The following is a 14081-nucleotide window of genomic DNA, read 5'->3' as shown; positions in this document are numbered from 1 at the left end:
TCAGGAAAACCGGGAGCCTTTAGTCCTGCAAACGCAGATCACTCCAGAAGCCGCGCAACTGGTCGGTCAATTGTGTGTAGAGGCCGTAGCGCCGCCGATAATGCGGGAGTTGCCCCGCATCCGGCCGGTAGGCACTGGCCACGCGGGTCATCGCTGCGACCGCCGCTTCATAGCCGGGATAGAGACCGACCGCCACGGCCGCGCCGATGGCCGCACCAAGCGCGCCGGTCTCGCGGGCCTCCGCGACACGCAGCGGGATTTCAAGAACGTCCGCCATGATCTGCGGCCAATGCTGGCTGCGGGAACCGCCGCCGGACATGACGGCACTGTCGATCGGCAGCCCCGCTTCCCTGAGAACGCCGATATGGCGGCGGTGTTCGAAACACACACCCTCGAACAGGGCTCTCAGCATGTGGCCTTCGCCATGCCATCCCGCCAGACCATAAAACCCGCCCCGAAATTCCGCGCCCAGTCGCGAGCCGAAGATGAACGGGTGGAAGAACGGATCGTCGGCGCGTTGCGAAACGGAACCGACCAGATCGTTGCAGCGCTCGAAGGCATGGTCACCATGGTCACCGCGAACACGGTGCACGTACCATTCAAGATTGGCCGCAGAGGTGGCGCTGGACTCGATATTGACATAGCGGCCACGTCCAAAGGTCGTGACCATGAAGACATCGGGGCTGATGACCGGTTTATCCGCGAAAACCTGATTAATGCTCCAGGTGCCGGCGATGATAGAAGCCTCCCCGGCGTTGATGACGCCCGACCCCATGGCGCTGGAGACGACATCGAAAAAACCGCCGATAACAGGTGTGCCCTCGGAAAGCCCCGTCAGAGCCGAAGCCTCAGCTGTCACATGGCCGACGATATCCGCCGATTCTACGAGGCGCGGAAAAAAGGCGACGGCATCCTCAAGCCCGTAGAGCGACAGGAGTTCCCGGTCGAGCTTCGCTTCGGAGAAGGCAAGCAACCCCGCACCACTGAGATCGGAAATATCATTGGCAAGACAACCGGTCAGGCGGAAGTTCAGGAAATCCTTGCAGAACAGCACCGTTCCGATCTGGGCATATGTATCGGGCGCATGCCTTTTCACCCAGGCCAGCAGGCTGGGCGTTTGCGCGGGCCAAGGCCGTTGCAGACAACGGTTCTGTAGTTGCACGCCGCTTTTCCGGTCAAGCTCTACCGCCACATCGGCGGCTCGGCTGTCAAGCGACTGGATACCGATCAGGGGCTGCTGATCCTTGTCCAGCAGGTAGAGACCGTTGCCGTGGCCGGCGCAACCGACGGCAAGGATGCTCAGGGGATCGACGGACGATTTTGCCAGAAGCTGGCGGATCGCCTCGCATCCGTTGCGCCACAACTCCTCCAGATCGCGCTCGACGTAACCGGGCTGCGGAAATGTCGAATGGCCGTCGATGGCGTGTTGCGCGACCTGCCGGCCGGCCGTGTCGAACAGCACCGCCTTGATCACCGTGTTGCCGACATCCAGACCCAATATATGATTTTTATCAGCCACGATTATAGATGTCCCATGCTTCTTCGCTGCCCGCACCCTGATGGATGATAGCCATCAAGGCGGCAACGACGGCCTTGGGGTTGTCATGCTGGTAGATATTGCGTCCATAGACCATCCCGTTCGCACCTTCGGCCACCAGTGCCGCTGATTTCGCCAGCACGTTGCGCAAGTCCTCACGCCCCCCGCCCCGCACCAGAACCGGGCACCGCGCTGCCTCGATGACCTTGTGAAAATCCAGCGGATTGCTGGTGGGATCGGCCTTGATGATATCGGCTCCCATTTCCGAGGCAAGACGCACCAGGGTGACGATCTTTTCAGCATCGCCATCCACCTGGTAACCGCCGCGCACATCATTGGGCAACATCACCAGCGGTTCGATCATCAGCGGCATGCCGTAACGATGGCAATCGGCGCGCACGCGGCTGATATTCTCGACGCATTGGCGAAACAGTTCCGGCTCGTCCGGCAACATGAACAGGTTCACGACGACGCAGGCGGCGTCCATCTCCAGCGCGCCGATGATCGGATCGTGATAGTTCTGGAGCTGCGACCACATGGTTCTGTGGCGCGTTGAATTATAGGGGTTGCCCATGTCGATGCGCATGACGAGCGCCGGCTTGTCGCGCTGCGGCCTTTGCTGCAATAGGTCCGCCTGTCCGTAGGTCATCTGGATGGCATCGGGACCTGCTTCCACCAGCCTGTCGACAGTTTGAGCCATATCCTCCAGCCCGACGAGGAAGCTCGGCTCGTTGCAAACCCCGTGATCAATGGCAACGTCCAAGCATCCACCATTGCGGAACAGCCGGTTCATGCGCGCCTTTTTCGAAATCCGCATCATCATGCATTCTCCTTGCATCTGTGTTTAAGCATTGCCGTCGTGACCCCGTAAAAGGTCTCCAGTTCATCAACGAGCCGCTGCCGTTCGTCCGCCGCCTGCTGTGGCGCCCATCCCAGCTCGCGCGCTGCGACGCCAAGGATCGCATCGATCAGATCGGCATCGATGACGCCGGTAATGGCAAGCGTCGTGCGGCGCAGGATGAGATCCGTCAGATGGCGGACATGTTCGCAGCGGATCAGCCAGACCACCTCTGCCGCCGTGATCGGCGGTTTTTCGCAAAGCGGACTGTCATCCGTACGGCCCCGACAAAAACCCATCAACTCGAAGGCACGTGAACCGTAGGCCGATGCCAGATACTCGGCCCGGTCCCGGTCGATCGAAAATTCCTCCGACAGCAGGGCCGGCAGGCGCCCGGCACCGCTGGGGAAGTTCCTGCCGCCGCCGATCGGGCGGTTCATTGTGCCAGTCAGCCGCTTGCGTCCGAGAAAGGCCAGAGCCTCGTCGGTCACCTGTTCGCCAAAGGCTCTGAACGTCGTCCACTTGCCGCCGATCATGCAGAGCTGCGGCGGATCGCCCTCCACGCGGTGGATGAAATGGCTGCGGGATATTCTTCCGGTAAAAGCGGCGTCGCTGCGCGGCAGCGGGCGTATGCCGCTGAAACTGTAGACGATGTCGGAATGGTCGATGGAAATATGCGGAAAGACCTGACGGACCGCATCGAGAATATAATCACGCTCTTCCGGTTCGCATCGCACCCGTTCGGGACGATCCACCTTGATATCCGTCGAACCAGCGAGAACCCGGCCAAGATAGGGAAAGAGGATACAGACACGGTTGTCGGCATTCTCGAAAAAAATCATATGGCCGTTCAAGGCCTTAAAGAGCGCCTCGTTGGCGAGGATCAGATGCGATCCCTTGGTGCCGGAAACGGTCGGTTTCGCCCTCCCCGCAGCCTGTGTGGTCGTTAGCGCTCCAATCGTCTCATCGATCCAGGCGCCCGTCGCATTGACGATAATGCGTGGCCGGACGGGCAAGGTTTCGTCCGTGCCCTCCACCTTAAGACGATAGTCGCCGCCAGCACGGACAAACTCGGCATAGTTCAGCGCAATGCTTTGCGGCGCATCGGCCCGGGTGTCGATCAGAAGCTCCAGCGCAAGCCGTTCGGGCTGGCTGATCCACGCATCGTAATAGGTGGCCGAATATCTGATGCCTGGCGTCAGGCCCGGCCAGCGTTGCAACGTCTTGCGTGCGTTGCGGAAGGTGTGTCGGGGAAGGATGCGATTTTTGCGGGTGACGAAGTCATAGAGCATGAGGCCAGCCTTGATCGCCAGTGCCCCTCGGCTGGCAGGTTTTCCGCCGGAACCCACAAAGGTCGCAGCCGCGTTGAACAAGCCGCTGAAGGTTGAAAAGATCGGGATCGTCGTCGGCAGCGGATGAACCATATGCGGTGCCAGCGTCAGAAGCGCATCACGCTCCCGCAGCGATTCCGCCACAAGGCCGAATTCACCGTTTTCGAGATACCGCAGGCCACCGTGGATCATGCGCGAGGGTGCGGCACTGCAACCGGACGAGAAGTCGTTGCGCTCTACCAGAAGCACCCGCAGTCCCTGTAAAGCGAGATCGCGATAGGCGGCGATACCATTGATACCGCCACCGATGACGACGGCGTCGAAATCACCGTCTTGCCGGATGCGGCGTAGAGCGTCCTCGCGAAAACTGGGCATAGGAATACCGTTCGCTGGCTAACAACCAGCGTCCCAATGTTGTTAAACGTTTAAAGCGACGAGAGAGAGGGGTGGCGAAAATTATGCGATATTCGCCTGAAGCACCGTCTCAGCTACATGATTTACGCATCGAGCCCCACGAGATGCTCGGCAACGCCGGCGCTGATGAGAGCCAGTTCATTTTCCGCAAGGCGCAGGCGGGCCGCAGCAGCGTTTTCAACCGCCTGAGCCGGATCGCGCGCGCCGCACAGCGAGAATGTTATGCCGGGCTGGGCAATCGTCCAGGCAATCACGACCTGCGCAATCGACGCCCCATGCGCTTTGGCGACCGGCTCCAGACGCCGCGTCAGCCGCGCGATCTTCTCGCGGTTTGCCTGGCTGAAACGCGGATTGCCCTTGCGCTGATCATCCCCTGCAAAAACCCGTTCGGGTCCGACCTTGCCGGACAGAAGACCGAGCGCCAGCGACGAGTAGCTCAGGACCGAAACAGCACTCGTGCGGCAAAGCGGCAGAAGTGTCGTCTCGATGTCCCGCCGCACCATTGAATATTCTTCCTGGATGGCATCCAGCGCGCCGGTGGCGATATAGGCTACCAAATCCTCCGGCGAGACGTTGCTCGCGCCGATCGAACGGATCTTGCCTTCGTCCTTCAGGCGCACAAGCGTTTCCACCGTCTCGGCAATCGGCGTCGTCGCATCCTGCCAGTGGGTGACATAGTGGTCGATATAGTCGGTTCCAAGCCGCTTCAGGCTCTCTTCGACCTCATGCCGGATCGAAGCGGCGCCGAGATAACGGTGAACGGGCTTGCCATCCTGGTGGAAGAAATAGGCGCCCTCGTTCACATGCCAGACCAGCCCGCATTTGGTGACCAACACCACCTTGTCGCGCCGGCCGGCAATCGCCTTGCCGACGATGGTTTCCGCAAGCCCCATGCCATAGGCCGGCGCGGTATCTATCAGGGAAATGCCCGCATCGATGGAGGCCTGGATAGCGGCGATGGATTGCCGCTCATCGGTGCCGCCCCACATCCAGCCGCCGATGGCCCAGGTGCCCAGCCCCACGGCTGATGCGCTGATACCGCTGCCGCCAATCGTCCGGGTCAATATTGAATTGTCCGTCACGAAGTTTCCCCCTCTTCCTGATCCAGTAAATAGCCGGCGATCGCCTCGTCCACGACGAGCGAGGTCAGATAGCGGCCGGCAAGCGTGGCTGCCACCGGTCCGGCCTTGATGGCCCCGGCCGCCACGCCGATGATGTTCGGGCACCGGGCAAGCTGCCCGGGGTCCAGCGCCACCACGCGCGAGTTGAGATCGATCCGCGCCAGTTGCCCATCCGCCATGGTGAGATGGGCAAGGAATTCCCCGGCAATGCCCGCATCCACCAGCGCCTGCCCGCCACGGGCCACATCCGGCAGCAGATCGTAATAACCGGAACCGGGCGCCTCCACGGAACCGATGCCAACCAGCGCCACCTGCGCCTGTCGCGCTAAGTCGAACACTTCGCGGATCGAAGCGACATTCATCAGGAGATCACGCTGTTCCTCATCCTCGGCAAATAGCGGCGCATGAATGAGCGACGCGCTGCCGCCGAGCTTTTCCGCCAGTTGCGTGGCCAGATGATTGACATCCGTATAGTGCTTGCCCTGGACACCGCCGGTCAGCGGCACTACCCGCACATCGAAACGGCGCTCGGCCTCCAGATTATCGACGACGGCACTCACCGCCTTGCCGCCGGTAATCGCAATCACGTCGCCGTCGCGGATAGTCTCCAGCAAGTGGTTGGCGGCCACGCGTCCGACCATCTGCAGCGCGGTTTCCGGATTGTCGGACACCGTCGGTGTCACCACCGACTGTCTGAGGCCGAAGCGGCGTGTGATCTCGTTTTCGAGGTCCACCAGCCTCTGATAGGGACTGGCGATAGTGATCTTTACCATGCCTGCCTTGCGGCCCGCCGCTATCATACGGTTCACCTTGGTGTGGGAAAGATTGAGCCGCTCGGCAATTTCCGACTGCTTCACGCCCTCGATGAAATGCAGCACCAGGACGGAGTACATCTGCCTCTGTTGATCGAAATCGTCCTTGGTATCCAGCATGATCGTATATCTCCAATTACCACAGGCGCTCAGCGGCGACGCTTGACAAGATAGTGGTCGAACAGGACCGCCGTCAGCAATATGCTTCCCCTGATGATGTCCTGCCAGTAGACAGACACATTGAGCAAGGCAAGTGAACTGGAAACGACCGACAGAAGGATCGCCCCGAGGATTGCGCCGAGAATGGTGCCCGAGCCGCCCGAAAGGCTGGCGCCGCCGATGACCGCGGCTGCAATCACGTTAAGTTCCATGCCGACTCCGAAGCTCGGCTGTGCTGACCCGAAGCGGGCCATGTAGATCACGCCTGCGAAACCGCACAGCATCGAACAAAGCGTGGTGGTGGCAAACACCACCCGGCCGACGCGGATGCCGGAATAAGCCGCCGCTTTCGGATTGCTGCCGGTATAGAACACCTTACGGAATGCCGTCGTGCGCCGCAGCAAGAGATCGAAGCAGACGACCACCACCGCGAATATGATCAGCACCAGCGGAATGCCGCCAAGCGCGCCCTGGCCGATGAATTTGAATTCCGGAGGCAGCGAGTAGAGACCGAGCGGCCGGCCCCCCGTTGCGAGCAGGCAGACGCCGCGCGCAATCACCATGACGCCGAGCGATACGATGAAGTGATGCAGGCCGATGACCGTTGTCAGAAATCCCATGGCCATGCCGACCAACGTGGTGAGGCAGATTGCCAGCCCGGCCGCGACCCAGGGATCGACACCGTTGAGGAATAGCCAGCCAGCCGCAACCATCGCAAGCGCCGTGACGGAACCGACGGATAGATCAATGCCGCCCGAGATTAACAGGATCGTCATGCCGACCACGACGATGCTTTCGATGGCGAAAACCATCGCCATGGCCCGCAGATTGTCGACCGTCAGGAAATACGGGGATATGAAAGACATCACCGCGAAAAGGGCGAGGATGATGACGATAAGTCCGGTCTCCCGTGCCTTGAGCGCCGGTTCCCACCAGCCTGTGCGGCGAACCGCCACTTCTGCAATGCCCGAAGGTGTTTCCGATGTTGCCATTTTCCCGCTCCCTCAGGCCCCTGTCGGGCTCTCTGCAATATTGATCGATGCAAGCTGCATGATCTTTTCTTCCGTCATGTCCTCACCCTCAACCTCGCCGGCAATGCGCCCCTCGCGCACGACCAGTACGCGGTCGCTGACACCGATGAGTTCCGGCAATTCAGAGGATATGACGATCACGCCCACACCCTCGCGTGCCAATTCCCGGATCTGGCGGTGGATTTCGGCCTTTGCGCCCACATCCACCCCGCGTGTCGGCTCGTCGAGAAAGACGACCTGTGGCTCCACCGACAGCATCTTTGCCAGTGCCACCTTCTGCTGGTTGCCGCCGCTCAAGGTGGAGACAGCGTCACCGACGCTGTTTGCCCGCAATTTCAGCCGGCGTCCCAACTCGTCGGCGCGCTTCATTTCCTTGCGCCGTTCGATAAAGCCCATGCCGTTTGATATCCTGCCGACATCGAGCGCCGAGACATTCGCGGCAATGGACATGTTGAGAAACAGCCCGTCGCCCTTGCGGTCCTCCGACAGATAGACCAGCCCCTCGCGAATGCTGTCGCGATAGTCCTTGAGCCTCAGCGGCCGGCCGCGCAACGTGACCTCGCCTTTTGGTTTTCCCTCCAGCCGGCAGACCGCCCGCACAATTTCGCTTCGACCTGCGCCGATCAGGCCGGCGAGCCCGAGGATTTCGCCCCGGCGCAGATCGAAATCGACATCGAAAACGCGCTTTGCCTCGTTCAGTCCCCGAACAGAGAGAATGACGTCATTCGATTTCTCTTCTTCTGCAAGTTTCGGTGGGTAGAGCTTGTCGAGCACCCGTCCCACCATGCTGTTGACGACTTCCTCCGGAGAAATCTCGGAGATATTCTCCGTCCTGATGTGGCAACCGTCGCGCATCACCGTAATGCGGTCGCAATGCTCAAAAATCTCCGCCATCCGGTGCGAGATATAGATGATCGCAATTCCGCGTTCCGCCAGCCGGTGCATGATCCGGAAAAGGGTCTGGGCCTCGGTTTCGGTCAAAGCCGCCGTCGGCTCATCAAGGATCAGGATACGGCAGTCCAGCGTCAGCGCCTTGGCAATCTCGACGATCTGCTGTTGCGAAATCGACAGATCACCGGCGCGGCTGGCGGGATCGATATCGCCGATTTCCTTGAGGATGGTTGCCGCCCGCTTGCCAAGATCGCGATAATTCATGAACCAGGATTTGCTTTGGCCGGTCTCCGACATGAACATGTTTTCGGCAACCGAAATTTCCGGGCAAAGCGCAATCTCCTGATGCACGAAACCGATACCGAGCCGGTTCGCCGCATTGGGCGAGGAAATCTTGACCGGTTTGCCGTCCAGCAGGATTTCGCCGCCATCGGGCTGCAAAATGCCATCGATAATATGCATCAGCGTCGATTTACCGGCGCCGTTTTCACCCGCGAGCGCATGGATTTCTCCCCGCCGCAGCTCAAAGGCAGCACTGCGTAACGCCCGCACGGGCCCGAACGCCTTGTGAATATTCGTCATGTTGAGGATGACCTCGCCCATAACGCCCCTCCCGAACGTGGCTCCCCTTTGCCGGCGAGGCGTAAACCTCGCCGGTTTCAGGGCGGCGCGTCAGCGCCCCTTCATATAGTCATTGAGATCAAAGGAAGCGGCGTTCGCCTTGGTAATCACGGCGAAACCATTGTCCATCGAAGGCACCTGCATCGGGTTGAAGCCTGATACCTTGTAGTCGTTGAAGGGGTCGATCAGATCCGAATGGGCACCCAGAAAGGTGTTCATGAAACCCATGAAGCCCTGAACGCCCTGATTGGGATTGATGGACATGTAGATGTTGCCCTGCTTGATGTGCTCCAGCGTCGCCGGGGTAATATCCGCATGCAGGATCAGGACCTTCTTCTTGGCCTCGAGAACAGCGGTCGTTGCGCCTTCAGCCGAGCCGGCTTCAGGAATCCACAATGCGCCGAGATTGGGGTTGGCCTGCAACAGGGCACCCACCGCCTGATAGGCGACGTTTGCATCCTGGTTGGTCGCCTGGCGGCCGACGAGCTTCATTTCCGGATAAGTGCGCCCCATGTAATCGATCAGTGCGGTGACGCGCAGATCATGGTTGCTTTGGCCCGGATTTTCGAGAACGGCATATTCGCCCTTCTTGCCCAGCTTCTTGACGATCTCGTCAGCCGCAAACTTCGCCTCGGCAACATTGTCCGAGGTGATGTAGGCGGTGCGTTTTGACTTCGGCGAATCCGCCGCAAAAGTCGTCACCGAAACACCGGAGTCGATCGCCTTGTTGATAGGCTCGATAAAGGGATCGGCCTGCATCGGATGCAGCAATATACCCTTCGGCTTCTTCACCAGTTCCTGCTCGAAGGACGCGATCTGCTTGGTGATGTCGTATTCGGGCGTGCCGGTGAAAACGGCCTCGCAGCCCAAGGCCTTCGCGGCCTGCTTGAAACCTTCAAACACCGGCACCCAATAGGGGTGGCTGGAAACCATGACGTTCATCACATAGGTCTCGCCCGGTTCACAGGCGAATTTGCCCGCAGCAGCGGCCTGAGAGCCGGCGCCTGCGGAAATCGCCACGGCTAAAACACCCGCGGCAACGGTCGATTTCAGAAAAGCCAACATATTCCCCTCCCAAGGACAATGACCAATCCGCAATAAATTTTAATTCGTGTAATTTATTGCATGACGTTTGAGATATCGGGAAACCGGGCAAGCGTCAATCCGGTTTGCATTTTATTTTTTTGAGTGAAATTTATTGCGGGGCGCATGGACAGTTGGAGGCTGCTACAGGATAGCCCGTCGCTCGAGCGAACTCCGCGGATCGAATAGGCAGTCAATCTGCTTGCCTATACCAATCAGCTGGCGGCAGTCGGATGTCTTAAGACCAAGGGATGGCTAGGCGCGATGCACTCAGGACGCCGAATAGCGGGTAGCGCGCAAACGCTTCGGTTCATCACGCCCTCCTCCATGTCCATGCCGCATGGAAGGCCGCAAAGTCCTCCTGCCGATCCTCTTTGCCCTATTTGGAGTGGTATCTATGACGGTGTCGCAGCGGGTTCCTGTGATGGGACCGTTGACGCATACTCCATAGGGGACAGGTTCGATTAACACTCAGGCCACTATGCAAAAAGGCCCTGCGATTTCTCGCAAGGCCTTGATATTTAAGAATTCGGATGGTGGGCGTGACAGGGATTGAACCTGTGACCCCTACGATGTCAACGTAGTGCTCTCCCGCTGAGCTACACGCCCTCCGTGGCGGCGGATAGACCACAAAACCGGTTCATGCGTCAACTGCTTTTTTTCGGTTTTGTGAAGGTTTTTTGAGACCCCTTACGCCACAAGGAGTTTGTTGACCTCATCCACCAGATCGCGAAGATGGAACGGCTTGGAAAGCACCTTGGCATCCTTTGGAGCCTTCGAATCGGCGTTCAGCGCGACGGCCGCAAAGCCGGTGATGAACATGACTTTCAGGTCGGGGTCGAGTTCAGTCGCGCGCCGGGCCAACTCGATGCCATCCATTTCGGGCATGACGATATCTGTCAGCAACAGCGAGAAAGGCTCTTCGCGAAGCCGGTCGTAAGCGCTTGCGCCATTGTCGAAGGAAGAAACCTTGTAACCGGCTTTTTCCAGCGCCTTGACGAGAAAGCGGCGCATATCGTTATCGTCTTCAGCGAGAAGAATTTTCTGATTCATCATAAGTGACCGTAACTGCTCAATGTTTGAGATACCCTAGCCCGATTATAGGATTTTCACGGTAAATATCATGTGAACACAAGAATCGGTATAGCGCTGCATGGTCGATAGTATGGACTTGCCGCACCGTAACTGGCAACATGAACATCCTGATAGTTTACGACATGGTAAATGGCACTGAATGGACTGGATAACGGGTGAATACGAGCTGTTCGAAGTAACGGAACCTGCCGTTCAAACCCTGCCATTCGTCTATAATTCACCCCATAGCGGTCGCTGTTACCCCATCTCCTTTCTGGAATCGGCGCGGCTTGATTCGCACGAGATCCGGCGCTCGGAAGATCACTTCGTTGACGAGCTGTTCGCCGCTGCGCCCGACATCGGTGCGCCGCTGCTCAAAGCCAATTTTCCCCGCGCGTATCTCGACGTCAATCGCGAGCCCTACGAGCTTGATCCGCGCATGTTCGAAGGCACTCTGCCTCCCTACGCCAATATCGGCTCCATGCGGGTTGCCGGCGGCCTGGGAACGGTACCCCGTATCGTCGCCGAGAATATGGACATCTATGCCCACCGCCTGCCGGTGGACGAGGCGCTGTCACGGATCGAGACGATTTACAAACCCTACCACGCCTGCCTGCGCCGGCTGCTGTCACGCACCCACGCCAATTTCGGCATGGCGGTACTGATCGATTGCCATTCGATGCCGGGCAATATCCGCGTTGCCGGCTCGAACCTGCGGCCGGATGTCATTATAGGCGATCGCTACGGCACCAGTGCCTCCCAGGAGGTCTCCCGCGCCGCTCTGCATTTTCTTGAAGAACTGGGTTTCGTTGCGGTCTGCAACAAGCCCTATGCCGGCGGCTTCATCACGGAACATTACGGCCGACCGATCCGCTCTCTTCACGCGCTCCAGATCGAGGTCAATCGGGCGCTGTACGTCGATGAAAAAACGCTTTCGAAGAAAGCAGATTTTCCCGCCATTCAGGCATCGCTTGAAATCTTCATGCGCCAGCTCGGCGCTTTCGTTTCGGAATACGCGATCGAAACCTCGCTCGCCGCCGAATAACACATCAAATTCCAGGATATTTCAGATCCCTGTTCCAGACCGCCTGGCCACGCGCGGGCAAAAAAAACCGCGCCTTGGCGCGGTCAAGTCTAGGGAGGAAACACCCAAGGAGGGTATTTACAGTCAAAGACTGCAGGGTCACGCTACGCACTATATGCACAATTGTCAATCATTTTATTTTATGCACTTTTTTTAGGCTTATGCTGAAAATTTGGAATCGGCCTTGCCTGCATCCGTACGTGTGGACGGCGGGTGCAATTCCGGTCTATGCATTTCGCCATACAATTCAGGCCCAATAATTCAGGCAATGAGGTTTCGCATGCTGCCCGACCGGGATTTCTTCTTCAAACTTGCCGAAGCCGCCAGCGCTGAAACGCTTCCCCGCTTCCGCACAGGCATTGCCGTCACCAACAAGGAGTACGGCGGCTATGACCCGGTGACGGAAGGCGATCAGGCAGCAGAAAGCGCCATTCGCGCCCTCATCGAGGCACGTTTCCCGCAACACGGCATTCTTGGTGAAGAACACGGCAATGTCGGTCTCGATCGCGAACATATCTGGGTTATCGATCCGATTGACGGCACACGCGCCTTCATTTCCGGCGTGCCGGTCTGGGGCACGCTGATCGGCTTCCAGTCGGCCGGCCGCGCTTCGATGGGCATCATGGACCAGCCCTTCACGAAAGAGCGTTATTTCGCCGACGGCGAGGCCGCATGGTATTTCGGGCCGGATGGTGAACGCAAGATCCGCACGCGCGAATGCGCTTCGCTGTCGGATGCTGTGCTGTTCACCACGACACCCCATATCTTCACGACGGAAGAAAAGCCCCTTTACGACAAGGTGCAGGATCAGGTTCGCCTTTTCCGTTATGGCGTGGATTGTTACGCCTATTGCCTGCTTGCCGCCGGCCATGTCGATCTGGTGATCGAATCGGGCCTGAAGCCCTATGATGTCGGCGCGCTCATTCCGGTGATTGAACAGGCGGGTGGCATCATCACCACCTGGGATGGGGGTCGTCCGGAAAATGGCGGCCGCATTCTGGCAGCCGGTTCCAAAGCCGTGCACGAACAGGCGCTCGCCATTCTTTCAAAACTGTAGATGGTGCGACTGACGGGGCTGGCGCAAACCGCACCATCCCCGTCATCGCCGCGTCATTCCGGCGCGAAAAAGGCGTCGATGGCCGCCAGCGCCTGTTTGCGGAAAACGTCGCGCTCATGCAGCAATTCATGGCGAGCACCGGTTATGGGAAGAAGCTGCGCCGCGCGGAAGTTGCGCGAGAGTTCCTCCTGCGCCTTATAGGGCGTGATCGTATCCAGCATCGGCGCGAGAATGAGGGTGGGAATGGTTATGTCCGTCAGATGGTCCTGACGGGTCACCCGACCCATTGTTTTCAGCGCTTCATAAACCCATCGCGCTGTCGGTGCGCCGATGAAGAGTTCCGGAAATTGCCGATGCAGGGCAAGATTTCTGGCAAAACGTCTGGCGTCAGAGGTCAGCGGGTTGCCATCGAAATCCCGTTCGCGCTGATCCCTGCCGAGCTGAAGCTTTCCAAGACCCAACAGGCTTAAAGCGGTCGCGACCAGCCGGATGACGGACGAAGGAACGGATTGCTGGCTGTCCAGCTCGATAAAGGGCGAACAAAGCGCCAGACGGTCGATCCTGTTCGACAGGCCGGGTGCTGCGGCCAGTGCTGCAAGTGCGCCGGTTGAATGGGCGATCATGAAGAATGGCAGCCTGGTATCCGGCAGCACCACCTGTTCGAGAAACAAACTTATATCGCGCTTGTAGTCGGAAAAACGTCGTACATGCCCGGCGCCTGGCTTCTTCAGCAACCGTTCGGAACCGCCCTGCCCGCGCGTATCGAAGGTCGCGACCCAGAATCCCATGGCCGTCAGATCGCTGACGGTCTCGAAATATTTCTCGATACATTCGTTGCGACCATGCAGCAGAACCACGGTTCCGCGCGCAATGTGTCGGCTGGCGCGGAAGATCGCGTATCGAAGCTGTTTGCCGCCGTGGCCGGTGAAATAACCGACGGTATGGTTGCCGGGAACCGGGTTGTCTTCGCTCTCGCGCAATGTGGCTTCGATCATCGGTCTTTTCCGGCTTCTCTGCCTTTTCGGGAT

Annotated in this window: 12 protein-coding genes and 1 tRNA gene; 2 read left to right on the top strand and 11 right to left on the bottom strand. The window is 59.0% G+C overall.

The window, feature by feature from the left end; genetic code table 11:
• Positions 1 to 19: 19 nt before the first annotated feature.
• From ACZ5A6_RS14440 to cpdR, 10 genes are all read right to left on the bottom strand, one after another.
• The gene (locus ACZ5A6_RS14440; RefSeq protein WP_162632839.1) at positions 20 to 1519 is read right to left on the bottom strand and encodes an FGGY-family carbohydrate kinase; all 1500 of its coding nucleotides are present in this window, start codon (positions 1517 to 1519) and stop codon (positions 20 to 22) included.
• Entirely contained in the window at positions 1512 to 2354 is an 843-nt protein-coding gene (locus tag ACZ5A6_RS14435; protein ID WP_111795568.1) for a class I fructose-bisphosphate aldolase, read from the bottom strand. Before ACZ5A6_RS14435 ends, ACZ5A6_RS14440 begins: the two co-directional genes overlap by 8 nt.
• 2 nt (positions 2355 to 2356) lie before the next feature.
• Positions 2357 to 4081, bottom strand: a complete 1725-nt coding sequence (locus tag ACZ5A6_RS14430) for a glycerol-3-phosphate dehydrogenase/oxidase (protein ID WP_111803344.1) — start codon at positions 4079 to 4081, stop codon at positions 2357 to 2359.
• 122 nt (positions 4082 to 4203) lie between these two features.
• Positions 4204 to 5202 (bottom strand): aldo/keto reductase, encoded by a 999-nt coding sequence (locus ACZ5A6_RS14425; protein ID WP_112291785.1) that lies wholly within the window; start codon positions 5200 to 5202, stop codon positions 4204 to 4206.
• Positions 5199 to 6173 carry a sugar-binding transcriptional regulator gene (locus ACZ5A6_RS14420; protein WP_019564982.1) on the bottom strand — a complete coding sequence of 325 codons (975 nt, stop codon included), beginning with the start codon at positions 6171 to 6173 and terminating at the stop codon, positions 5199 to 5201. The genes ACZ5A6_RS14425 and ACZ5A6_RS14420 overlap by 4 nt, the downstream gene beginning before the upstream one ends.
• A 29-nt stretch (positions 6174 to 6202) precedes the next feature.
• Positions 6203 to 7204, bottom strand: a complete 1002-nt coding sequence (locus ACZ5A6_RS14415) for an ABC transporter permease (protein ID WP_111803342.1) — start codon at positions 7202 to 7204, stop codon at positions 6203 to 6205.
• Between the two features lie 12 nt (positions 7205 to 7216).
• Positions 7217 to 8737, bottom strand: a complete 1521-nt coding sequence (locus ACZ5A6_RS14410; protein WP_112291783.1) for a sugar ABC transporter ATP-binding protein — start codon at positions 8735 to 8737, stop codon at positions 7217 to 7219.
• Positions 8738 to 8806: 69 nt separating this feature from the next.
• Complete coding sequence (locus ACZ5A6_RS14405; protein WP_003511565.1) at positions 8807 to 9820, bottom strand: substrate-binding domain-containing protein; 1014 nt, start codon at positions 9818 to 9820, stop codon at positions 8807 to 8809.
• Between the two features lie 552 nt (positions 9821 to 10372).
• A tRNA-Val gene (locus ACZ5A6_RS14400) sits at positions 10373 to 10447 on the bottom strand.
• Positions 10448 to 10528: 81 nt separating this feature from the next.
• Positions 10529 to 10891, bottom strand: coding sequence for a cell cycle two-component system response regulator CpdR (cpdR, locus tag ACZ5A6_RS14395; RefSeq protein WP_003497910.1), 363 nt, complete (start codon positions 10889 to 10891; stop codon positions 10529 to 10531).
• Positions 10892 to 11072: 181 nt separating this feature from the next.
• On the opposite strand from cpdR, the gene ACZ5A6_RS14390 reads away from it, so the two are divergent.
• Positions 11073 to 11957: an N-formylglutamate amidohydrolase gene (locus tag ACZ5A6_RS14390; RefSeq protein WP_003511568.1), complete on the top strand. Its 885-nt coding sequence runs from the start codon at positions 11073 to 11075 to the stop codon at positions 11955 to 11957.
• Positions 11958 to 12276: 319 nt separating this feature from the next.
• Complete coding sequence (gene hisN, locus ACZ5A6_RS14385; protein ID WP_112291781.1) at positions 12277 to 13053, top strand: histidinol-phosphatase; 777 nt, start codon at positions 12277 to 12279, stop codon at positions 13051 to 13053.
• 53 nt (positions 13054 to 13106) lie between these two features.
• On the opposite strand, the gene ACZ5A6_RS14380 is transcribed toward hisN, so the two are convergent.
• The gene (locus tag ACZ5A6_RS14380; RefSeq protein WP_003511570.1) at positions 13107 to 14048 is read right to left on the bottom strand and encodes an alpha/beta fold hydrolase; all 942 of its coding nucleotides are present in this window, start codon (positions 14046 to 14048) and stop codon (positions 13107 to 13109) included.
• Positions 14049 to 14081: the final 33 nt, after the last annotated feature.

It is taken from the genome of Agrobacterium sp. 6Ca8, from assembly GCF_055382765.1.
This window is presented reverse-complemented; position numbering and strand designations above follow the sequence as displayed.

Coding starts and splice junctions, on each gene's coding strand:
- ACZ5A6_RS14435 (WP_111795568.1), bottom strand. CDS start 2,354: ATGCGGATTTCGAAAAAGGCGCGCATGAACCGGCTGTTCCGCAATGGT.
- ACZ5A6_RS14430 (WP_111803344.1), bottom strand. CDS start 4,081: ATGCCCAGTTTTCGCGAGGACGCTCTACGCCGCATCCGGCAAGACGGT.
- ACZ5A6_RS14420 (WP_019564982.1), bottom strand. CDS start 6,173: ATGCTGGATACCAAGGACGATTTCGATCAACAGAGGCAGATGTACTCC.
- ACZ5A6_RS14415 (WP_111803342.1), bottom strand. CDS start 7,204: ATGGCAACATCGGAAACACCTTCGGGCATTGCAGAAGTGGCGGTTCGC.
- ACZ5A6_RS14410 (WP_112291783.1), bottom strand. CDS start 8,737: ATGGGCGAGGTCATCCTCAACATGACGAATATTCACAAGGCGTTCGGG.
- ACZ5A6_RS14405 (WP_003511565.1), bottom strand. CDS start 9,820: ATGTTGGCTTTTCTGAAATCGACCGTTGCCGCGGGTGTTTTAGCCGTG.
- cpdR (WP_003497910.1), bottom strand. CDS start 10,891: ATGAATCAGAAAATTCTTCTCGCTGAAGACGATAACGATATGCGCCGC.
- ACZ5A6_RS14390 (WP_003511568.1), top strand. CDS start 11,073: ATGGACTGGATAACGGGTGAATACGAGCTGTTCGAAGTAACGGAACCT.
- hisN (WP_112291781.1), top strand. CDS start 12,277: ATGCTGCCCGACCGGGATTTCTTCTTCAAACTTGCCGAAGCCGCCAGC.
- ACZ5A6_RS14380 (WP_003511570.1), bottom strand. CDS start 14,048: ATGATCGAAGCCACATTGCGCGAGAGCGAAGACAACCCGGTTCCCGGC.